The following is a 21,129-nucleotide window of genomic DNA, read 5'->3' as shown; positions in this document are numbered from 1 at the left end:
TTGCAGGAGCGGTATTTCATCAGGCAAAAAAAAACGGTGCACCGACCAAGCGCACCGTAAAGCCGTAGAACACACAACGAAGTGTTTGGTAAAAGCCGATCAGTCCAGCAGCGCCAAGGCCTCGGCGGTGCATTCCTGAATGCGGGCCCAGTCGCCGTTCTTGATCCACTCGGGATCCAGCATCCAGCTACCGCCCACGCACATCACGTTTTTCAACGCCATGTAGCTCTTGATGTTGGCCGGGCTGACGCCACCGGTCGGGCAGAATTTCACTTCACCGAACGGGCCGCCAAGGGCCTTGATGGCGGCAACGCCACCGCTGACTTCCGCCGGGAACAGCTTGAAGCGGCGATAACCCAGACCATAGCCTTCCATGATGCCGGAAGCGTTGCTGATGCCTGGCAACAGCGGGATCGGGCTATCGACGCTGGCTTCGAGCAGGTCACGGGTGATACCCGGGGTGACGATGAACTGCGAGCCGGCCGCTTCGGCAGCGGCGAGCATCGTGCGATCCAGCACAGTACCCGCACCGGTCACCAGCTCCGGACGCTGCTCACGCAGAATCTGGATGGCCTTGAGGCCGAACTGCGAACGCAGGGTCACTTCCAGGGCAGTCAGGCCACCGGCGGCCAGGGCATCGGCCAGCGGCAGGACGTCCTGTTCGCGGGCGATGGTGATCACCGGCAGGATCCGCGCCTTGGCGCAGAGGCTGTCGATCAGGGCAATTTTGTCCGCCATGGAAACGGTCGGGGATGTGATTGTCATAGCGGCTGATCCTTGGCTCATGGGCACCAGTAAATCTCTAACGTAGGTTGCAGAAACGCGCGAATCGGCATGGCGGCGACATCGTCACCGGCCAATGCGGCACTCAAAGTGGTCAGTTTGGACTGACCGGAAATCGATAGAACGGTGGTCTTGGCCGAGGCCAGCAGCGCGCGGCTCATGGTCAGTCGCTGATGCGGCACGGTCGGTGCCAGCATCGGATAGCACCGACGGGTGCCGTCGACTTTCAAGGCATCGATCAGGTTCGGGCTGTTGGGGAACAGCGAAGCGGTGTGACCGTCATCGCCCATGCCGAGGATCAACACATCGATCGGCGGCAATTCGGCGAGCAAACGGTCGGCCTGCTCGGCGGCCTGCTCAAGGTTCGCAGTGGCGCTGTAGAGGCTCAGAAACTGAGCCTTGGCTGCCGGGCCTTGCAACAGGTAACGCTTGAGCAGACCGGCATTGCTGTCGGCATGCTCGACCGGCACCCAACGCTCGTCGGCCAGGGTGACCACGACCTTGGACCAGTCGAGTTTCTGCTTCGCCAGGTTCTGGAAAAAAGCCACCGGGCTGCGGCCACCGGACACCACCAGCGTCGCGCTGCCGCGAGCGTCGATGGCGTCACTCAGTTGCTTGGCCACATTCAGCGCCAGACCATCGGCCAGCAACACCGGGCTTTTGAACTCATGGGCGCTGACGCCCTGAGGCAGTTTCAATTCAGATATCGCCATACCACGACCTCCCATCCCGCGTGATCAGAGCAATGGAGCTCATCGGTCCCCAGGACCCAGCCGCATACGGCTTGGGCGCATCACCGGATTTTTTCCACCCGGCGATCAACTGGTCACACCACTTCCACGCGGCTTCGATTTCATCTTTACGGACAAACAGGTTCTGATTGCCGCGCATCACTTCCAGCAACAACCGCTCGTAGGCATCGGGAATCCGTGCGCTGCGATAAGTGTCGGAAAAATTCAGCTGCAACGGACCGCTGCGCAACTGCATACCCTTGTCCAGGCCTTGTTCTTTGGTCATCACACGCAAGGAAATGCCTTCATCCGGTTGCAGGCGGATAATCAGCTTGTTGCTGATTTGCAGGCGCTGCTCGGGGGCGAAGATGTAGTGCGACGGTTCCTTGAAGTGGATGACGATCTGCGACAGCTTCTGCGGCATGCGCTTGCCGGTGCGCAGGTAAAACGGCACGCCGGCCCAGCGCCAGTTGCGGATGTCCGCACGCAGGGCGACGAAGGTTTCGGTGTCGCTTTGGGTGTTCGAATTCGGTTCTTCCAGATACCCCGGAACTGGTTTGCCTTCGCTGTACCCGGCGATGTACTGGCCGCGCACCACTTGTGTAGTCAGGCCTTCCGGGCTGATAGGCGCCAGGGCCTTGAGCACTTTGACTTTCTCGTCACGGATGCTGTCGGCGGACAGGTCGGCCGGCGGGTCCATGGCGATCAGGCAGAGCAGTTGCAGCAGGTGATTCTGGATCATGTCCCGCAGCTGACCAGCCTTGTCGAAGTAACCCCAGCGGCCTTCGATGCCGACCTTCTCGGCCACGGTGATTTCCACGTGGGAGATATAATTCTGGTTCCACTGGGTTTCGAACAGGCTGTTGGCGAAACGCAGGGCGATCAGGTTCTGGACGGTCTCTTTGCCCAGGTAGTGATCGATGCGGTAGGTGCGGTTCTCCGGGAAGAACTGCGCCACGGCGTCGTTGACCTTGCGCGAAGATTCCAGGTCCGAACCGATGGGCTTTTCCAGCACCACGCGGGTGTTTTCAGTCAGGCCGACCTTCGACAGGTTCTCGCAGATCGCGCCGTAAACGGCGGCCGGCGTGGCGAAGTAGGCAATCACACGCTGGGCGCTGCCGGCCATTTCGGCCAGGGCGACGTAATCGTCGGCCTTGAGGAAGTCGACATGCAGGTAGCTCAAACGGGCCAGGAAGCGTTCGACCACAGCTTCGTCCAGCTCTTTGGCACCTACATAACGGCGCAGTTCGGAGGCGATGAACGCCAGGTGTTCCTGCTCGCTGCCTGGCTCACGGGCCAGCGCGATAATCCGCGTTTCCTCGTGCAGCAGGCCTGCGCCATCGAGTTGATAAAGGGCAGGAAACAGTTTGCGCAGGGCCAAGTCACCGAGGGCGCCGAACAAGGCAAAGGTGCACGGTTCAACCGTAATCGAAGGCATGATGTTTGTTCTTTTATCAAGTTAAGCTACAAATACCTTTTTTCAAGGCATCACTCAAGGGAAAATGTAGTAATAACCACAACATTTTCGCAAAATACAGATTCCGAGTGGTGGTCGGTCGGAGCCATCAGTAGGATAGGCCACCGTGACGGGCCCGATCAAAGTCCCAATTTGCATAGCCGGGGCCCTTATTTGCATTGCTCTCTTGTTTGCGGAGCTAAGGAACATATATGGACCGCGTGCGAAATTTACTGGAACAGATCCAGAATCGCCTTGAAGACCTGAACAAGGCGGAACGCAAAGTCGCCGAAGTGATCCTGCTCAACCCTGAGCTGGCCACCCGGTTCAGCATTGCCGCGCTCGCCCAGGCCTCGAAGGTCAGCGAGCCGACGGTCAACCGTTTCTGCCGTTCGTTCGGCGTCAGTGGCTACCCGGAGCTCAAGCTTCAACTGGCCCAGAGCCTGGCCAGCGGCGCGGCGTATGTCAGCCGTGCAGTCGAGGCCGATGACAATCCCGAGGCGTACACCAAGAAGATTTTCGGCAGCGCCATCGCGTCGCTGGACAGTGCCTTGCAGGCACTGGACCCGAACCTGATCAGCCGCGCCGTCGACCTGTTGATCCAGGCCCGGCAGATCCACTTCTTCGGCCTTGGCGCCTCGGCCCCGGTGGCGCTGGACGCGCAGCACAAGTTCTTCCGCTTCAACCTGGCGGTCACCGCCCATGCCGACGTGCTGATGCAGCGCATGATTGCGTCAGTAGCGCATACCGGCGAGTTGTTCGTGATCATTTCCTACACCGGCCGCACCCGCGAACTGGTGGAAGTGGCGCGTATCGCCCGGGAGAACGGCGCTTCAGTGCTGGGGCTGACAGCCGAGGGGTCGCCTTTGGCCAAGGCCAGCACCTTGAGCCTGAACATTCCGTTGCCGGAAGACACCGACATCTATATGCCGATGACGTCGCGGATCATCCAGCTGACCGTGCTGGATGTGCTGGCCACCGGCATGACCTTGCGCCGTGGCGTGGACTTCCAGCCGCATTTGCGCAAGATCAAAGAGAGCCTGAATGCCAGTCGGTATCCGGTTGGGGATGAGTTTAACTAGGTCAATATCTTCATTGCCTGTCCTGGCCTCATCGCGAGCAGGCTCGCTCCCACATTAGATCTTCGGTGGACACTGTATTTGTATTCAAAGCAGGTCCACTGTGGGGGCGAGCCTGCTCGCGAAAGGGCCAGCCCAGGCGCAAAGATTCTGGAACTAAACCCCCACCCGCGCCTGCAAACTCAAATGCGCTTTCTGCCCCGGCGCCAGGCTCAAACTGTCGGTCCCGCCACTCGCCGCCTCGACACACACAAATTCTGAAATCTCGTTCCAGCTCACCCCCAGCAACGGTCGCGCCCCCGGATGCCAGACCACCGTATCCGCATGGTCACCGGTGTCGATGCACAACTCGCGCTGCCAGGCGTGGTCCTTGAGCTGCAATTCACCGTCATGCTGGAACACCCGCTGACACCCACCATCAACTCTCAACTCGCCTTCCTGCTGGCAAACCTGGCGGTTCAACTGGTCGTAACCGTGGGCGCCATCGAGTCCGGACAGCGCTATCTCACCGACATCACCAATACGCCAATAGGCATGCAACGCCTGGCTCAATTGGCACGGCAGGCTGTCCTGATGCTCGGTGCTCAGGCGCAGATCCATGCGTTCGCCCAAGTGTGCGTGCAGGTCCACTTGCCAGTCACACAGCTGAAGTTGCCAATGCAGGCGCACGCCATCGTCGTCATGGCTGCTGTCGAGCAGTTTCCAGTCGATCAACCGTGCCCAGCCATGGGAAGGCCAGGCGTTTTCGCTTGGATGACGGCCATACCACGGCCAGCATACCGGCACACCGCCACGAATCGCGCCGACTTGTGGCCACTTCGCCGCGCACCAGAGCCAGGGCTTCTGGCCCTTGGGCTGGAAGTGCAGCAACTGCGCGCCCTGCCGGCTGAACACCGCCTGACACAGCGGGTGATCGATCACCAGCACATCGCGCTTCTGATAGCGCTCCCACGCAAACACCGGACGTTCGCGCAAGGATTTGAAGAAGCGTTGTAGCGGATGCTCATGCATGTGCCACGGTCCTGAAAATCATCCGGGGTGCGCCGCCCCAAAAAAAAGCGGACAGCCAAGGCTGTCCGCAAAAATGCGCACATAGAGAGGAGCTTATCGCAACAGCGTTAGAACACCGACTGAATTTTCAGGCCGGCCACCAGCGCGTTGTCGACTTCATCCACACCGCCCGGGTGAGTGATGTATTGCAGGTTAGGACGCACGGTCAGCCAGTTGGTGACGTGGAAGCCGTAGTTGATCTCGTAGTTGTACTCAGTGTTACGCAGCGGCGCGAACAGCGGGTCCTGATAGTCAGTGACATTGTTGGAGGCGTTGACCAACTCTGAGTTTTTCTTAACGTCATCGTTGACATGGATACGGGCGGCACCGATACCGAAGTCATCCTTCGGCCGTGCATCGAACGGGCCTTTGTACACCAGCATCAGCGACTGGTAGTTATCGACGAAGTTGGTGTCCTTGTCGTGGAAGGTAGCGTTGGCAGCAATGTTCAGACCGCGGGAAGCGTCACCGTTGTGGGTGGTGAGTTGTTGCTGCGCAACGAACCAGTAGCCGGACTTGCTGCTGTGGCTGCGATAGGCGTTACCGCTGGTTGCGGCGTCATTACCGTTGTCGTCTTCACGAACGTCATCGGCCTTGGCCGTGCTTTTGTAGTAACCGACACGGTATTCGCCCGGCAGGTTGCCAGGGTTAGGCAACCAGACCAGTTCGACCGGCAACACGGTGCCCTTGGTACCACTGCCGCTCAGCTTGAAGCCGTTACCGTGCTCCAGTTGCGACGGGTTCTGGTTGTACGCGCCGATCTGCGCATACCACTCAGGCGAGATGTTGTACTTCACGCGAACCGCAGCCTGCATGACCGGCCAGTTGTACCAGATGTTGGTCGCCCAGTTACCCGCTTGGGAACCGCAGAACGCCAGGTTCTGGAACTCGCACGGGAAGGTGTTGAAGTCTTCGCCTTCGCCGAAGTAACCGGCCTTGACGTCCAGTTTGCCATCGAGGAACTGGTGCTTGATCCACAGTTGGGTCAGGCGAACCATGTGGCCACGGCCGTAGACTTCCTGGGAGGAACTCAAGGTGCCGGCACGCGGATCGCCGACACGGTCATTGGAGATGTTCTCACCGTTACGGTTGGTGAGCTGGACCTTGGCCTGGGTGTTATCCCAGCCCCACAGCTTTTGCAGGTCCAGCGCCACGCCCAGGCCAAACTGGTCGGCGTAACGCGCGGTCTTGTCGTTGTTGTAGCCACCGTGAAGGTTGCTACCGACTTCACCGACGTAGTCCATCTTGATGTCGATGCCCCGCTCGATCAGCTTGGTCCGCTCGCCCCCCCAATCGCCGGTCATCCATTCGGAATCGGCGCTGAACGCGTCAGCCGCGTGCACACTACCGGCCAGCATCATGGCCGCAACCGCGGACAACTGGCAGATAAGCTGAGCGTTGTTGTTCTTCTTCATCCCTACATCCTCGTTTTATTGTTATTAACTGTTTTTATTTAACGCGGTTACATCAGGTGCGGAGAGCGACAGGCCGCTCACCGCATATCCCCCCTGCAGGAGCCAGTTTTGCCGGCGAAGGCGACCCTGAAATCGCCTTCGTCGGCAAGCCTGGTTCCTACAGTTTTAATCTTCAGCGGCCTTTGAATTGGGCGACGTTGGCGCCGTGGCTCTCGGCTTTTGGTTGACCGGCCACCCCCAGGCGCTCCCCCGTCTTGGCATCGAACAACAGCACTTTCGATGGATCGAATTGCAGGGTCAGGGTCTCGCCCACATTCGGCGCGACGTCCGGCGCCAGGCGGCAGCAGACTTTGGTGTCGTTGAGATTGACGAACACCAGGGTGTCGGGACCGGTCGGTTCGGTGACCTGGACTTCGGCGCGAATGGTCGGCAAACCGTTCGGCTCGCTGCCCGCCAGAACGATCTGCTCCGGGCGCAGGCCGAGGATCACTTCACGGTCTTCCAGACCGGCGTCCTGCATGCCCATCGGCAATTCGCAACGCGCCTGGCCGCTGTCCAGCAGCGCCACCAGACGACCGTCCTTGCGCTGCAAACGCAGCGGAATGAAGTTCATCGGCGGCGAGCCGATGAAGCTCGCCACGAACAGGTTGGCCGGGTTGTTGTAGATGTCCTTTGGCGTACCGAACTGCTGAATGATCCCGTCCTTCATCACCGCAACTTTGTCGCCCAGGGTCATCGCTTCGATCTGGTCGTGGGTCACGTAGACCGTGGTGGTTTTCAGGCGCTGGTGCATCAGTTTCATTTCAGTGCGCATCTCGACGCGCAGCTTGGCGTCGAGGTTGGACAGCGGTTCGTCGAACAGATAAATCTTCGGACGACGCGCCAGGGCACGGCCCATGGCCACGCGCTGTTGCTGACCACCGGAGAGTTGACCGGGCTTGCGGTTGAGCAAGTGTTCGATCTGCAACAGCTTGGATACCCGCGCCACTTCCGCTTCGATGTCGGCGGCGGGCATTTTGCGGATCTTCAAGCCGAAAGCGATGTTCTCGCGCACGCTCATGGTCGGGTACAGCGCGTAGGACTGGAACACCATGGCGATGTCGCGGTCTTTCGGGCTCATGCCGCTGACGTCCTGATCACCGATCATGATCGCGCCGCCGGTGATGGTTTCCAGGCCGGCGATGCAATTCATCAGGGTCGATTTACCGCAACCCGAAGGTCCGACCAGGATCAGGAACTCACCGTCCTTGATCGACAGTTCGATGTTCTTGAGGGTGTCCGGCAGGCCGGGACCATAGGTCTTGTTTACATTGCGAAGTTCGAGCGTAGCCATGATTACCCCTTGACTGCGCCGGCCGTCAGCCCGCGCACGAAATACTTGCCTGCGACCACATAGACCAGCAGGGTCGGCAGCCCGGCGATCATCGCCGCCGCCATATCAACGTTGTATTCCTTGGCCCCGGTACTGGTGTTGACCAAGTTGTTCAACGCCACCGTAATGGGTTGCGAATCACCGCTGGAGAACACCACGCCGAACAGGAAGTCGTTCCAGATCTGGGTGAACTGCCAGATCAGGCAGACCATGATGATCGGGGTGGACATCGGCAGGATGATCAAGCGGAAGATGGTGAAGAAACCCGCGCCATCGAGCCGCGCCGCCTTCACCAGCGCATCGGGAACGCTGACGTAATAGTTACGGAAGAACAGCGTGGTGAACGCCAGGCCGTAGACCACGTGCACGAACACCAGGCCGGTGGTGGTGCTGGCCAGGCCCATCTTGCCGAGAGTGAACGAGGCCGGCAGCAGGACGGTCTGGAACGGCAGGAAGCAACCGAACAGCAGCAGACCGAAGAACAGTTGCGAGCCACGAAAGCGCCACATCGACAGCACATAGCCGTTCAGTGCACCGATGGCGGTGGAGATCAGTACCGCCGGAACGGTGATCTTGATCGAGTTCCAGAAGTACCCGTCAACCGTGCCCCAGGCCTTGACCCAGCCAATGCCGCTGACCACGGTCGGCCAGCTCAGCAGGTTGCCGGAGTTGATGTCTTCCGGCGTCTTGAAACTGGTCAACAGCATGACCACCAGCGGTATCAGGTAAAGGAATACCGCCAGGATCAGCACGCCGTAGATGGCGATGCGACTCAGGCTGATGGATGGTTTGGCAGCGAAATTAGTCATGACGCTTGGTCCTCAGCTCGGAGTACAGGTAAGGCACGATGATTGCGAGAATCGCACCGAGCATCAGAATCGCACTGGCCGAGCCCATGCCCATCTGGCCGCGACTGAAGGTGAAGGAATACATGAACATCGCAGGCAGGTCAGAGGAATAACCCGGGCCACCGGCAGTCATTGCCGCCACCAGGTCGAAACTCTTGATCGCGATGTGGGCCAGGATCATGACCGCGCTGAAGAACACCGGACGCAGGCTCGGCAACACCACTTTCAGGTAAATGCGCGGCATGCTCGCGCCATCGATCTGGGCAGCACGGATGATCGATTGATCCACGCCACGCAGGCCGGCGAGGAACATCGCCATGATGAAGCCCGAGGCTTGCCAGACCGCCGCGATCACCAGGCAATACACGACGCGATCCGGGTCGATCAGCCAGTCCAGGCGAAAGCCTTCCCAACCCCAGTCACGCAGCAATTTGTCCAGGCCCATGCCCGGGTTGAGCAGCCACTTCCACGCGGTACCGGTGACGATCATCGAGAGCGCCATCGGGTACAGGTAAATGGTGCGAATGAAACCTTCGCGACGAATGCGCTGGTCAAGAAACACCGCCAGCAGCACACCGATCACCAAGGTGATGCCGATGAACATGCCGCCGAACACCGCCAGGTTCTTGCTCGCTACCCACCAACGGTCGTTGTCGAACAGCCGCTGGTACTGCGCCAGGCCCGCCCATTTGTAAGTCGGCAGGAAGGTCGAGGTGGTGAACGACAGGATGAACGTCCACAGGATATAGCCATAGAAGCCCACCAGGACGATGAACATGCTCGGCGCCAGCACCAGTTTCGGTAGCCAGCGCTGCAGTGCATCGAACGGCGAGGCCTTGCTGAACACAGCAACAGAACTCATGGGAAGATCCCGTACGAGAGAAAATTTACGTTGGAAATGCTGACCCTTGCAGGCGTGAGACTGCTTGCGATAGCTGAGTGTCAGACTCTGGATGTATCAACTGATACACCGCTATCGCGAGCAGGCTCGCTCCTACAGGGGCCAAGCATTACTTGGCAGCTTTGACGGCCGTGCCCAATTGCTTGGCGGCAGTCGCCGGATCGGCTTTCGGGTCGTTGATGAAGTTGGTCACCACATCAAAGAACGCGCCCTGTACCGCCAGCGTGGTCGCCATGTTGTGCGCCATGCTCGGCTGCAGGCCGCCGGACTTGGCGTCCACCAGGAAGTCCTTGGCAGCGGTCTGGGCGCAGGAGTCGAAACCGTACTTGCCCATGTCGTTCAGCATGTCGATTCGAACCGGGATCGAGCCCTTGTTGATGCTGAAGACTTTCTGGAAGTTCTCACCCAGCACGACCTTGGCAATGTCCTGTTGAGCAGCAGCAGTGCCTTTGTCTTTCTGCTTGAACACAGCCAGGGAGTCGATGTTGTAGGTGAACGCCTTGTCGGTGCCCGGGAACGCTACGCACTCGTAGTCCTTGCCGGCGACTTTCTTGGCGGCTGTCCACTCGCTCTTGGCCCAGTCGCCCATGATCTGCATACCGGCCTTGCCGTTGATGACCTTGGCCGCTTCCAGGTTCCAGTCCTGGCCTTTGCCGTCGGCGTCCATGTAGGTCGCGACTTTCTTCAGCTCGGTCAGCGCCTTGACCATTTCAGGACCGGTCAATGCTGCGTTGTCCAGGTCGACCAGGGCTTTCTTGTAGCCGTCGACGCCCATGACCGACAGGACCACCGCTTCGAACACGGTGCTGTCCTGCCAAGGCTGGCCGCCGTGGGCAAGCGCAATGAAGCCCGCTGCCTTGAGCTTGTCACCGGCTGCGTAGAATTCCTGAAGGGTGGTTGGCGCTTTTTCGATGCCGGCTTTCTTGAAGACTTCCGGGTTGATCCACAGCCAGTTGACGCGGTGAATGTTCACCGGCACGGCCACGTAGTCACCTTCGTACTTCACGGTATCGGAGACTTTCTTGTCGAGCAGACTGTCCCACTTCTCGGTTTTGGCCGCGTCTTTCAAGACGTCGGTGTCGAGCAGACCGGTAGACGCCCATTCCTGGATGTCCGGGCCTTTGATCTGTGCGACGCCCGGTGGGTTGCCTGCAACGGCGCGGCTCTTCAGCACGGTCATGGCGGTCGCACCGCCACCACCGGCAACGGCGCCGTCCTTCCAGGTGAAACCGTCTTTTTCGACTTGGGCCTTGAGGACATCAACGGCCGCTTTTTCGCCACCGGAGGTCCACCAGTGAACGACTTCTACCGAACCTTTGGAATCGGCGGCAAGCGCACTGACAGGGAATGCAGAGATAGGGAGCAATGAGGCAAGAGAAATGACAGTAGCGAGGCGAGAAATCGCATTCATCTAGAATTACCTTTCTTGTTGTTATGCATGCAAGTCTGGTGCTTGCGCTGCATAGGATTTTAAACAGGAGTTATCCCCTCGCAGGTAACGAAGGGACGCTTGAATGTCACCACATGGTTACACAGGAGCGCTCTGGGACAACTGCCCCAAGGCCTTGGCCATGCTCGGCGCCAGTGGCAGGCGCGGGATCAGGACGGCTTGCCAGGCGTGATACAGATCCGGTTTACCGGCCCAGATATCGGCACTTGGACGGTTTTGCGGGTCGAGCTCATGGTGCCAACTGCCATCGCAGCGGTCGATGAAATGACTGTCACAGAAATCCCAGAACAGCCGGTACCAGGTTTCGTATTGCGTATCCCCAGTGCGTTTAAGCAACGCGCTGGCGGCGGCACTGGCTTCGCAATGGGTCCAGTGCAAGCGATGGCGAACCACCGCGCGATTGTCCCAGTCGAGGGTGTAGACAATCCCGGGCAGCCCGTCGACATCCCAGCCGTGACGGCAGTTGTGATCGAAGAGTTTTTGCGCGTCGGTGGCCAGCCAACCCGGCGTGAGCATGCCGGCTTGCACGCGTGCCGCTTCGAGGTGCAGCAACAGCCGCGCCCATTCGAAACCGTGGCCCGGCGTGGTGCCGTAAGGGCGGAAACCGTCGGCCGGGTTGTCGTGGTTGTACTCGCGCAGCGGCTGCCAATCGCGATCGAAATGCTCGACCACCAGGTAGTCGTTGGCAGCGGCATGACCATGAATGACGCGCTCGACGATGCGCTGAGCGCGGACCAGCCAGCGGTGGTCGTCGGTGACATCGGCCAGGGCGAGAAAGGCTTCGGTGGCGTGCATGTTGCTGTTGGCGCCGCGGTAGGCTTCTTCTCCGCTCCAGTCGCGAGCAAAGGATTCGCGCATCGCACCCTCCTCCTCGCTCCAGAAATGCGTGTCGATGATGTTGATCGCATCGTCGAGCAACGCCTGTGCACCGGGGCGCTGGGCGACGACCGCCGAACTGGCCGCGAGGGCCACGAAGGCATGCAGGTAAGCGGCCTTGCCGGTGTTGTCATCGTGATGATGGGCAGCGGCAAACCAGCCGCCGTGTTCGGCATCACGCAACGGGCCGCTGAGCGCCTGAATGCCGTGATCGACCAGCTCGGCAAACCCTGGCAAACCCTGAATATGCGCCATGGCGAAGCTGTGGGTCATGCGGGCGGTGTTCATGGTTTCGGCGTGGGCGTTGGCCGGGAGACGGCCCTTTTCATTGAGATTGCCGAAGCCTTCGGCAAGCTTTGAAGCCTTGGCAAATGCCAACAGGCGCAAGCCTTCGGCCGCGAGCCATTGTTGATGGGCAGGTGCATTCAGCCAACTGCTGAAGGCAGGTTGGAAGGTGTCCATGGGGTGCCTTTTTTGTTGTTTTGACTGAGGGCAGTCTAAACAACGGGCGGGGGCGGGCTTGTAACGAAGGGGGCGAGTTATGTCACCGGTTTGTGACATTTAGCTTGAGAGATTTGTTTAATGGTCTGACGTCTTCGCGAGCAGGCTCGCTCCCACATGGGTTCTGCGGTGCACACAAATTCCCTGTGGGAGCGAGCCTGCTCGCGAAGAACGATAACGCGGTCAATCTAGTCAACACTGCGAGGCAACTGCAACGTCACCCGCAACCCGCCTTCACGCAGGTTTTGCAGGCTGACTTCACCGCCATGGCTATGGGCAATGTTGCGCGCAATCCCCAACCCCAAGCCATATCCCTGCTGCTGCCCGGCCAACCGGAAGTGCGGTTCGAACACCTGCTCCATCCGTTGCTCCGGCACGCCTGGCCCTTCGTCATCGACATGCAGGATGAAGGCGCTCTCGTCGTCATCGATATGCAAATGCGCGTTCTGCCCATACTTCAATGCGTTGTCGATCAGGTTGCCGATGCAGCGCTTGAGCGCCAGCGGTTTGCCCGGGTACGCCGCCAGCGCCCGGCCCTGCTGGGTGACGCGACCATTACCGTTGGGCGCCAGGTACGGTTCCACCAGACAATCGAGCACATGGTTCAGATCCACCGGCTCGATGTTTTCGTGAATATCGGTGTCTTTCACGCATTGCAGCGCGCCCTTGACCAGCAATTCCAGCTCATCCAGATCGCGGCCGAACTTGGCTTGCAGCTGTTCGTCTTCAAGCAATTCGACCCGCAGCCTTAACCGGGTAATCGGCGTGCGCAGGTCATGGGAAATTGCGCTGAATAACTGGCTGCGTTCGGTCAGGTAACGGCTGATGCGCTCGCGCATCGCATTGAAAGCGCGGCCCACTTCGACCACTTCACTGCCGCCGCCTTCGGCCACCGGTTCGACTTCGGCACCGAGGGACATATCCCGCGCCGCCCGCGCCAGGCGTTTGAGCGGACGACTCTGCCAGTGCACCAACAGGCCGATGAACAACAGCAAAAAGCCACTGGTGAGCACAATGAACCAGACCTGCTGCGCCGGCAGGCCCTGTTCTTCAAGGCTGGTGTAGGGCTCGGGCAACAGCGAGGCGATGTACAGCCACTCGCCCGGCGCCATCTGGATTTGCGTGACCAGCACCGGCGGGTTCACCGGTTCCAGCGTCAGCGCGTAATGCGCCCATGAACGCGGCAACTCATCGAGTTTCAGCCCGCTGTTGAAGATCCGCAGGTCTTCGGGGCTGACGAAGGTCACCGAGATATCCGTGTCTTGGCCGAGGGACTCGCGCAATACCTGATCCACGGCCTTGAGCACGGCTTCCTTGCGCGGGGTGATCGGCAACACTTCCATGCCCAGCGGCTTGTCGTTGAGGGTCACCACGAAACGGGTGCCGCCCATGCTGCGCAATTGGTCGAGCACCAAGGGACGAAACGCCACCGGCAGCGAACGAAAATAACTGACGCTGGCCGTCATCGAATGGGCCAGGCTGCGGGCACTGGTGACCAGGCCTTCAAGTTGGGTGGCACGCAGTTGCGACACCCAGATCACGCTCGACAAGGTCTGCGCGAACAGCACCGCCAACAGGGTCAGCAGCAACATGCGCCCGAGCAGCGAACGCGGCATCGGCACGCGGGCGGCGAGCTTGCGCAACCACTCAGTGGCCATTGCTGGCAACCACATTGGCGGCCAGTTGGTAGCCGCTGCCACGCACGGTACGGATCAATCGCGGCGGTTTTTCGGTATCACGCAGGCGCTGACGCAAACGGCTGACCGCCATGTCGACGATGCGATCCAGCGGCATCAGATCGCGGCCACGGGTGGCGTTACCGATGGTGTCGCGGTCGAGGATTTCCTGCGGATGATCGAGGAACAGTTTCAGCAGCGCAAAATCGGCGCCGGAGAGAATCACTTCTTCGCCGTCAATGTGGAACAGCCGGTGGCTGACCATGTCCAGCCGCCAGTCGTCGAACGCCAGCACTTCACCGCCGGAACGTTCCTGACCGAACTGCGCGCGGCGCAACAAGGCCTTGATGCGCGCCTGCAATTCACGGGGGCTGAATGGTTTACCGAGGTAGTCGTCGGCGCCCAGTTCCAGGCCAATGACGCGGTCGGCCTCGTCGGAGCTGGCGGTGAGCATGATGATCGGCACCTGCGCCTGACGCGGGTGTTGGCGGATCCAGCGGCAAAGGCTGAAACCGTCTTCGTCGGGCAGCATCACGTCGAGGATCACCAGATCGCTCGGCGCTTCGTTCATCGCTTGGCGAAAGCCCGCGCCATCGGGCGTGGTGCGGACCTGGAAACCGGCGCGGGTCAGGTAGGTGTCCAGCAACTCGCGTATCTCTTGATCATCATCGACCAACAAAATCGACTTGTTGACTGAGCTCACGGGGCGGCGTCCTTGTTGTTTGAATTGGGCGGATTATGCCTGATCGCGGGTAAATCGTTGGTGCCTGTACGGACGCCTTCGCGGGCAAGCCTCGCTCCTGCAAGGTCAGAGCCGTTCGCGAATTCCGTGAACGACATAAAACCTGTAGGAGCGAGGCTTGCCCGCGAAGGGCGCGACTCGGTGTTAGGCCTGATCGAGCGCCACACCCGCACCCATCAACCCGGAATACGGCGCCGTCACCAGCCACACAGGGATGCCTTTGAAGTAATCGCTCATGCAGCCCTTGTCGGCGAAGCACCGGGCAAAGCCGCTTTCAACGAAGAAATCGGCAAACCGCGGAATCACTCCGCCGACGATATACACGCCACCGCGAGCTCCCGTGGTCAGCACGTTGTTGCCGGCGACACGACCGAGCCAGCAGCAGAACTGCTCCAGCACTTCCAGCGCAATCGGGTCACCCGCCAGACCGGCAGCGGTTATCGATTCCGGAGTATCGAGCACCGGCTCATGACCGTCCACCGCACAAATCGCCCGGTAGACCCGCGGCAAACCGCTGCCGCTCAAGGCCGTTTCAGCGCTGACATGCCCGATCTCATTGAAGATGTGTTGCCACAGTTGGGTTTCACGCAGACTGCTCAAGGGCAGATCGACGTGACCGCCCTCCCCTGGCAAGGCGGCAAAACGGCCTTCACCCAGGTCCAGCAAGGTGCCGACACCCAGCCCCGTGCCCGGACCGATCACCACGGCAGGCCGCAGCGGCTCAGGCGTGCCTTCGCAGACCACCCGAAACTCACCCGGCTGCAAACGGGTCATGCCCAGCGCCATCGCCGAAAAATCATTGACCAGCAACAACTGATCGACCTGCAATGCCTTGCAAAAATCTTTGCGACTGAGCCGCCAGTGATTATTGGTGAACTTGAATTCATCACCGCTCACCGGGCCGGCCACCGACAGGCATACCGAGCCGATCGAACCCGGCGCCAGGCCAAGCCCGCCCAGATAGAGGGCAATCGCCTCTTCCGGGCTGGCGTGGTCGGCCGTTGCCAGCACCTGGATCGCTTCCAGTTGCTGGTTTTTCCACAACGCGAAACGTGCGTTGGTCCCACCGATGTCACCGACCAAAGCCAGTTTCAATTAAGCGTCTCCAGGGCAGAAGTAAAGGCGCTGGCGCCCTGCTCTGCGGAGCTGAAGGCCATGCGCATGAAACCAAACAGTTCGCGACCGCTGCCAATGTTGTTGCCCAACAGGCCCTTGGCCGGGGTGCGCGCTGCAAATTCTTCGGCGTCCACCTTAAGCTCCAGGGTGCCTTTGACGCCATCGACGCGGATGATATCGCCCTCTTGCACCCGCGCAAGAGCACCGCCGACATAAGCTTCGGGACTGACATGAATCGCTGCCGGGATTTTCCCCGACGCGCCGGACATGCGCCCGTCGGTCACCAGCGCGACTTTGAAGCCGCGATCCTGCAGCACGCCGAGGAACGGCGTCATTTTGTGCAGCTCCGGCATGCCATTGGAGCGCGGGCCCTGGAAGCGCATCACCGCGACAAAATCCTTCTCCAGCAAACCGGCCTTGAACGCGTCGGCCAGGTCCTGCTGATCCTGGAACACCATGGCTGGCGCTTCGACGATCTGGTTTTCCAAGGCAACGGCGGAGACTTTCATCACGCCACGTCCGAGGTTGCCTTCCATCACCCGCAAGCCGCCCTCAGGCGAGAACGCACGCGCGACCGGGCGAAGAATGGTTTCGTCGAGGCTTTCGATCGGGCCTTCGCGCCAGACCAGCTCGCCGTTTTCGAGGAACGGCTCCATGGTGTAACGGCTCAAGCCGTGGCCCAGCACCGTGTTGACGTTTTCGTGCAGCAGCCCGGCTTCCAGCAGTTCGCGGATCAGGAATGACATGCCGCCCGCCGCCTGGAAATGGTTGATGTCGGCTTTGCCGTTCGGGTAGACGTGGCTCAGGGTCGGCACGACTTCGGAGAGGTCGGCCATGTCCTGCCAGGTCAGTTGAATGCCGGCCGCCATGGCGATAGCGGGCATGTGCAAGGTGTGGTTGGTCGATCCGCCGGTGGCGTGCAGCGCCACGATGGAGTTGACCAGCGAACGCTCGTCGACGATTTCGCCGATCGGCATAAAGTCACCGTTCTGCTTGGTCAGACGCGTCACCTGATGCGCCGCTTCGCGGGTCAGGGCATCGCGCAACGGGGTGTTCGGGTTGACGAACGAGGCGCCCGGCAAGTGCAGGCCCATGACTTCCATCAGCAACTGGTTGGTGTTGGCGGTGCCGTAAAAAGTGCAGGTACCCGGGCTGTGGTAGGACTTCATTTCCGATTCCAGCAGCTCTTCGCGACTGGCCTTGCCTTCGGCATAACGCTGACGCACGTCGGCTTTCTGCTTGTTGGAAATGCCCGAGACCATCGGCCCGCCCGGGACGAAGATCGTCGGCAGATGACCGAAACGCAGTGCGCCCATCATCAGGCCCGGGACGATCTTGTCGCAGATGCCGAGCATCAGCGCGCCATCGAACATGTTGTGGGACAGCGCCACGGCGGTGGACAGCGCAATCACCTCACGGCTCGGCAGGCTCAGCTCCATGCCCGGCTCACCTTGGGTCACGCCATCGCACATGGCCGGGGTGCCACCGGCGAACTGACCGACGGAGCCGATCTCGCGCAGGGCTTTTTTGATCTGTTCAGGAAAGACTTCGTAAGGCTGATGCGCCGAGAGCATGTCGTTATATGACGAAACAATCGCAATGTTGGCGGAGTTCATCATCCGCAGACTGTGCTTGTCTTCAGTGCCGCAACCGGCCACGCCGTGGGCGAAGTTGGCGCATTGCAGCTTGCCGCGCATCGGACCGTCGCTGGCTGCATCGCGAATAAGCGCAAGGTAAGCCTCACGGGTTGCGCGGCTACGGGCGATAAGCCGTTCGGTGACCTCAAGGACGCGGGGATGCATGTGTAGAACTCCAGGCTAACGGATGTGGCGACCTGATTGTCTATGCTGAGCAAGAGCCGGTGTCGATGGGATGACAGACGGTTTTCTTGATCGGTCGGACCAGTTGATTCAGGTCACTCGTTGTAGATTGAACAAAATATTGCCATTAAAAAGGCTTGTTTTCTATTTTTATGCGAATAATCTTGTAATTCCAACAACAAAACGACGGCGGCCCTGTTAAATGACTCTTCGAATCGCAATCAATGGTTTTGGCCGAATTGGCCGCAATGTCCTGCGCGCACTGTATACCCAAGGCTATCGCCAGGATCTGCAGATCGTTGCCATCAATGACCTTGGCGACAGCGCGATGAACGCTCATCTGCTCAAGTACGACACCGTTCACGGCACGTTCGACGCCGATGTCCAGCACGATCAAGAAAGCCTGACCGTCAACGGTGACCGTATTGCCGTCAGTGCCATCCGCAACCCGGCCGAGTTGCCTTGGGCCGCGGAAAAAATTGATGTGGTGTTCGAGTGCACCGGTCTGTTCACCGACCGTGCCAAAGCCGCCGCGCATATTACGGCCGGCGCGCGCAAAGTGATTATCTCGGCCCCGGCCAAAGGCGCCGACGCCACCGTGGTCTACGGGGTCAACCACGACATTCTGCGCCAATCGCACCAGATCATTTCCAACGCGTCGTGCACCACTAACTGCCTGGCCCCGGTGGCGCAGGTGCTGCACCGCGAACTGGGCATCGAAAGCGGTCTGATGACCACGATCCACGCCTACACCAACGACCAGAACCTGACCGATGTCTACCACACGGACCCGTACCGCGCCCGTTCGGCCACCCAGAACATGATCCCGAGCAAGACCGGCGCCGCTGAAGCGGTCGGCCTGGTGCTGCCGGAACTGGCCGGCAAACTGACCGGCATGGCGGTACGTGTTCCGGTGATCAACGTGTCGCTGGTGGACCTGACCGTGCAGCTCAAGCGTGAAGCATCGGCCGATGAAGTGAATGCACTGCTCAAAGAAGCCGCCCAGCACTCGAAGATTCTCGGCTACAACACCCTGCCGCTGGTCTCCAGCGACTTCAATCACAACCCGCTGTCGTCGATCTTCGACGCCAACCACACCAAGTCCAGCGGCAAGCTGCTCAAGGTACTGGCCTGGTACGACAACGAATGGGGCTTCTCCAACCGCATGCTCGATAACTGCCTGGCGCTGTGCAACGCTGAGTAACGGGGAGCTAAACCGATGATCGGTATCAGCTTCACGCAAAAGACCATGGCGGCGCGCAAGCGTATCGCCTTGGTCGCCCATGACCACTGCAAGGTATTTTTGCTGGACTGGGCCGAGCGGCAGAAGGACAAGCTTGCGCAACATGAACTGGTCGCCACCGGCACCACCGGGCTGTTGTTGCAACAACGCCTGGACCTGCCGGTGGAAAGCATGATCAGCGGCCCCTTGGGCGGCGACCAGCAACTCGGTGCGCGCATTGCCGAGCAGCGGGTCGACATGCTGGTGTTTTTCTGGGACCCGTTCGAACCGCAACCCCATGACCCGGACATCAAGGCGTTGCTGCGGGTCGCGGCGGTCTGGAACATTCCGGTGGCGTGCAACGAATGCAGCGCCGACTACCTGCTCAGCAGCCCGATGATGGAGCAGGCTCACGCCCACCGCATCCCCGATTACGCGACCTATCTGTTGGGTCGCGCCTGAACCGCTTTCGGATCCATCACTGATCCCTTGAACGGATAATGGACATCATCGTCCGTTCAAGAAGGATCAGGTACGCCAGCCTCAGAATCTCCCCGCGATTTCCCCCGTTTTAAGCCCTGTTTTCGGCAGATTTTTCCGCGCAAACGTTCAACCCCTACCGTTCGTCGGGGCCACCATCATGCATCCTCGTCCCACGCCGATGTGCATTGAATGGCGCTGAATGGACTTGGCGAACCGGGTCGACATCGACCCACAGCCAACACTTCATCCCTTCGCGAGTTCGCCCTATGTTCGACTCTCTCTCTATCCGTCTGAAAATCGTCTTGCTGTCCGGCCTGTGCCTGCTTGGCGTGGTCGCGTTGATCGTTGGTATGAACTTCTACCAGACCAACCAGAACGATGAGCTGGTCAGCGCCTCCAGCCGCAAGATGCTCACCACCAGCGTGCAGGACCTGCTCCAGGCCAAGGCCGCCGAGCAAGCGGTGCGGGTGCAGAAGACATTCGGTGAAAGCCTGTTGGTGGTGACTGCCCTGGCCGATCAGATCAAGGACATGCGCGCCATGGCCGCCAAGCGTTCGCTTGAGGCCGGGGCCCTGCGTGAGGAGTTGAACCAGAGCCTGAAAACCGCGTTTGAGCGCAACAGCAAAGTGCTGGGGATCTGGTTGGCGTTCGAGCCCAACGGCCTGGACGGCAAGGACAGCGAGTTCGCCAACGATGCGGCCCGCCAGTCCAACGAATCTGGGCGTTTTGCCAGTTACTGGAGCCGTGCCGGCGGGGCCGGGATCAACACGATCATGGTCGAAGACGACATGACCAAAACCACCCTGAGCCTCAGCGGCACGCCGTACAACAGCTGGTACACCTGCCCTCGCGACAGCAAACGCACCTGCTTGCTGGACCCGTATGCCGACACCGTCGGCGGCAAGGAAATGCTGATGACCACCATTTCCGTGCCGCTGCTGGTGGACGGCAAATCCATCGGCGTGGTCGGTATCGACATCGCCCTCGACGCCCTGCAAGCGGCCGCGGTCGATTCCCAGCGTGACCTGTTCAATAGCGCCGGGCACATGCTGATTGTCTCCGGCAGCGGTGTATTGGCTGGTTACAGCGTCGATGCGAGCAAGGTCGGCAAAGGCATTGATGCGACCCTCGGCGCTGACGGCAAGGACATCCTGCAACTGCTCAGCGGTGGCACGCCGAAGATCCTCGAACAAGGCGAAGTGATTCGTGCGGTGTACCCGGTCAGCCCGATCAGCGACTCCAAAGCCTGGGGCGTGGTGATTGACCTGCCCAAGCAAGTGCTGCTGGCCGATTCGGTCAAGCTGCAAGCGGTGCTCGATGAAGCCCAGCAAAGCGGCACGATCAAAGCGGTGCTGGTGGCTGTCGCGGCAGGCCTGGTCGGTCTGTTGCTGATCTGGCTCACCGCGTCCGGCGTGACCCGGCCGATCAACAGCGTCGCCGAGATGCTCAAGGCGATTGCCAGCGGCGACGGCGACCTGACCCAACGCCTGCACTACAGCAAAAAAGATGAACTGGGCGAACTGGTCAGCTGGTTCAACCGCTTCCTCGACAAGCTGCAACCGACCATCGCGCAGATCAAACAAAGCATCACCGACGCTCGTGGCACCG

17 protein-coding genes and 1 pseudogene are annotated in these 21,129 nt (G+C 60.2%); 4 read left to right on the top strand and 14 right to left on the bottom strand.

Annotation, left to right across the window (positions count from 1 at the left end; genetic code table 11):
• Positions 1–99: 99 nt before the first annotated feature.
• Genes AB4N91_RS04000 through zwf form a run of 3 tightly spaced genes read right to left on the bottom strand, consistent with a single transcriptional unit; the run spans position 100 to position 2,952 of the window.
• Entirely contained in the window at positions 100–765 is a 666-nt protein-coding gene (locus tag AB4N91_RS04000) for a bifunctional 4-hydroxy-2-oxoglutarate aldolase/2-dehydro-3-deoxy-phosphogluconate aldolase (protein ID WP_010457374.1), read from the bottom strand.
• Between the two features lie 17 nt (positions 766–782).
• On the bottom strand, positions 783–1,496 hold the full coding sequence (pgl, locus tag AB4N91_RS03995; RefSeq protein ID WP_083375895.1) for a 6-phosphogluconolactonase: 714 nt from the start codon (positions 1,494–1,496) through the stop codon (positions 783–785).
• Positions 1,483–2,952 carry a glucose-6-phosphate dehydrogenase gene (gene zwf, locus AB4N91_RS03990; RefSeq protein WP_010457378.1) on the bottom strand — a complete coding sequence of 490 codons (1,470 nt, stop codon included), beginning with the start codon at positions 2,950–2,952 and terminating at the stop codon, positions 1,483–1,485. The genes pgl and zwf overlap by 14 nt, the downstream gene beginning before the upstream one ends.
• 239 nt (positions 2,953–3,191) lie before the next feature.
• Between zwf and AB4N91_RS03985 the strand changes: the two genes are divergently transcribed.
• Entirely contained in the window at positions 3,192–4,052 is an 861-nt protein-coding gene (locus AB4N91_RS03985; RefSeq protein WP_169858048.1) for a MurR/RpiR family transcriptional regulator, read from the top strand.
• Positions 4,053–4,205: 153 nt separating this feature from the next.
• Here AB4N91_RS03985 and AB4N91_RS03980 read toward each other — a convergent pair whose 3' ends face one another.
• The 11 genes from AB4N91_RS03980 to edd all read right to left on the bottom strand — a co-directional run bounded on the left by AB4N91_RS03980 (position 4,206) and on the right by edd (position 17,798).
• Positions 4,206–5,060 (bottom strand): D-hexose-6-phosphate mutarotase, encoded by an 855-nt coding sequence (locus tag AB4N91_RS03980; RefSeq protein ID WP_010457382.1) that lies wholly within the window; start codon positions 5,058–5,060, stop codon positions 4,206–4,208.
• Between the two features lie 107 nt (positions 5,061–5,167).
• A complete protein-coding gene (locus AB4N91_RS03975) occupies positions 5,168–6,514 on the bottom strand; it encodes a carbohydrate porin (protein WP_154912407.1) in 1,347 nt (448 codons plus the stop codon).
• 172 nt (positions 6,515–6,686) lie between these two features.
• Positions 6,687–7,847, bottom strand: coding sequence for an ABC transporter ATP-binding protein (locus AB4N91_RS03970; RefSeq protein WP_010457386.1), 1,161 nt, complete (start codon positions 7,845–7,847; stop codon positions 6,687–6,689).
• A 2-nt stretch (positions 7,848–7,849) separates the two neighbouring features.
• Complete coding sequence (locus AB4N91_RS03965; RefSeq protein WP_077748691.1) at positions 7,850–8,695, bottom strand: carbohydrate ABC transporter permease; 846 nt, start codon at positions 8,693–8,695, stop codon at positions 7,850–7,852.
• The gene (locus AB4N91_RS03960; RefSeq protein ID WP_010457390.1) at positions 8,688–9,596 is read right to left on the bottom strand and encodes a carbohydrate ABC transporter permease; all 909 of its coding nucleotides are present in this window, start codon (positions 9,594–9,596) and stop codon (positions 8,688–8,690) included. The genes AB4N91_RS03965 and AB4N91_RS03960 overlap by 8 nt, the downstream gene beginning before the upstream one ends.
• Before the next feature lie 148 nt (positions 9,597–9,744).
• Positions 9,745–11,046 carry an ABC transporter substrate-binding protein gene (locus AB4N91_RS03955; protein WP_010457391.1) on the bottom strand — a complete coding sequence of 434 codons (1,302 nt, stop codon included), beginning with the start codon at positions 11,044–11,046 and terminating at the stop codon, positions 9,745–9,747.
• Between the two features lie 117 nt (positions 11,047–11,163).
• Entirely contained in the window at positions 11,164–12,423 is a 1,260-nt protein-coding gene (locus tag AB4N91_RS03950) for a D-mannose isomerase (protein ID WP_460112137.1), read from the bottom strand.
• A gap of 227 nt (positions 12,424–12,650) precedes the next feature.
• On the bottom strand, positions 12,651–14,120 hold the full coding sequence (locus AB4N91_RS03945; protein WP_042932631.1) for an ATP-binding protein: 1,470 nt from the start codon (positions 14,118–14,120) through the stop codon (positions 12,651–12,653).
• Positions 14,110–14,841: a response regulator gene (locus AB4N91_RS03940; protein ID WP_010457397.1), complete on the bottom strand. Its 732-nt coding sequence runs from the start codon at positions 14,839–14,841 to the stop codon at positions 14,110–14,112. The genes AB4N91_RS03945 and AB4N91_RS03940 overlap by 11 nt, the downstream gene beginning before the upstream one ends.
• 183 nt (positions 14,842–15,024) lie before the next feature.
• Positions 15,025–15,975 carry a glucokinase gene (locus AB4N91_RS03935; protein ID WP_010457399.1) on the bottom strand — a complete coding sequence of 317 codons (951 nt, stop codon included), beginning with the start codon at positions 15,973–15,975 and terminating at the stop codon, positions 15,025–15,027.
• Entirely contained in the window at positions 15,972–17,798 is a 1,827-nt protein-coding gene (gene edd, locus AB4N91_RS03930) for a phosphogluconate dehydratase (RefSeq protein WP_010457401.1), read from the bottom strand. Before edd ends, AB4N91_RS03935 begins: the two co-directional genes overlap by 4 nt.
• A 220-nt stretch (positions 17,799–18,018) precedes the next feature.
• On the opposite strand from edd, the gene gap reads away from it, so the two are divergent.
• The 3 genes and pseudogenes from gap to AB4N91_RS03915 form a co-directional block, all read left to right on the top strand.
• A complete protein-coding gene (gap, locus tag AB4N91_RS03925; RefSeq protein ID WP_077748694.1) occupies positions 18,019–19,020 on the top strand; it encodes a type I glyceraldehyde-3-phosphate dehydrogenase in 1,002 nt (333 codons plus the stop codon).
• A gap of 15 nt (positions 19,021–19,035) precedes the next feature.
• Positions 19,036–19,500 (top strand): methylglyoxal synthase, encoded by a 465-nt coding sequence (locus AB4N91_RS03920; protein WP_200666866.1) that lies wholly within the window; start codon positions 19,036–19,038, stop codon positions 19,498–19,500.
• A gap of 287 nt (positions 19,501–19,787) precedes the next feature.
• Positions 19,788–21,020, top strand: a pseudogene (locus AB4N91_RS03915) (methyl-accepting chemotaxis protein); the annotation flags it as partial.
• Between the last annotated feature and the right edge of the window lie 109 nt (positions 21,021–21,129).

The organism is Pseudomonas sp. H3_D04, assembly GCF_054669175.1.
The sequence above is the reverse complement of the archived record's forward strand: the minus strand, read 5'-3'. Positions and strand labels throughout refer to the sequence as shown.

What these genes read in the sequence shown, in the direction of transcription:
- gap (WP_077748694.1), top strand. Translation starts at nt 18,019, where the DNA reads ATGACTCTTCGAATCGCAATCAATGGTTTTGGCCGAATTGGCCGCAAT.
- AB4N91_RS03980 (WP_010457382.1), bottom strand. Translation starts at nt 5,060, where the DNA reads ATGCATGAGCATCCGCTACAACGCTTCTTCAAATCCTTGCGCGAACGT.
- AB4N91_RS03955 (WP_010457391.1), bottom strand. Translation starts at nt 11,046, where the DNA reads ATGAATGCGATTTCTCGCCTCGCTACTGTCATTTCTCTTGCCTCATTG.
- AB4N91_RS03975 (WP_154912407.1), bottom strand. Translation starts at nt 6,514, where the DNA reads ATGAAGAAGAACAACAACGCTCAGCTTATCTGCCAGTTGTCCGCGGTT.
- AB4N91_RS03945 (WP_042932631.1), bottom strand. Translation starts at nt 14,120, where the DNA reads ATGGCCACTGAGTGGTTGCGCAAGCTCGCCGCCCGCGTGCCGATGCCG.
- AB4N91_RS03965 (WP_077748691.1), bottom strand. Translation starts at nt 8,695, where the DNA reads ATGACTAATTTCGCTGCCAAACCATCCATCAGCCTGAGTCGCATCGCC.
- pgl (WP_083375895.1), bottom strand. Translation starts at nt 1,496, where the DNA reads ATGGCGATATCTGAATTGAAACTGCCTCAGGGCGTCAGCGCCCATGAG.
- AB4N91_RS03950 (WP_460112137.1), bottom strand. Translation starts at nt 12,423, where the DNA reads ATGGACACCTTCCAACCTGCCTTCAGCAGTTGGCTGAATGCACCTGCC.
- zwf (WP_010457378.1), bottom strand. Translation starts at nt 2,952, where the DNA reads ATGCCTTCGATTACGGTTGAACCGTGCACCTTTGCCTTGTTCGGCGCC.
- AB4N91_RS03960 (WP_010457390.1), bottom strand. Translation starts at nt 9,596, where the DNA reads ATGAGTTCTGTTGCTGTGTTCAGCAAGGCCTCGCCGTTCGATGCACTG.
- AB4N91_RS03920 (WP_200666866.1), top strand. Translation starts at nt 19,036, where the DNA reads ATGATCGGTATCAGCTTCACGCAAAAGACCATGGCGGCGCGCAAGCGT.
- AB4N91_RS03970 (WP_010457386.1), bottom strand. Translation starts at nt 7,847, where the DNA reads ATGGCTACGCTCGAACTTCGCAATGTAAACAAGACCTATGGTCCCGGC.
- AB4N91_RS04000 (WP_010457374.1), bottom strand. Translation starts at nt 765, where the DNA reads ATGACAATCACATCCCCGACCGTTTCCATGGCGGACAAAATTGCCCTG.
- edd (WP_010457401.1), bottom strand. Translation starts at nt 17,798, where the DNA reads ATGCATCCCCGCGTCCTTGAGGTCACCGAACGGCTTATCGCCCGTAGC.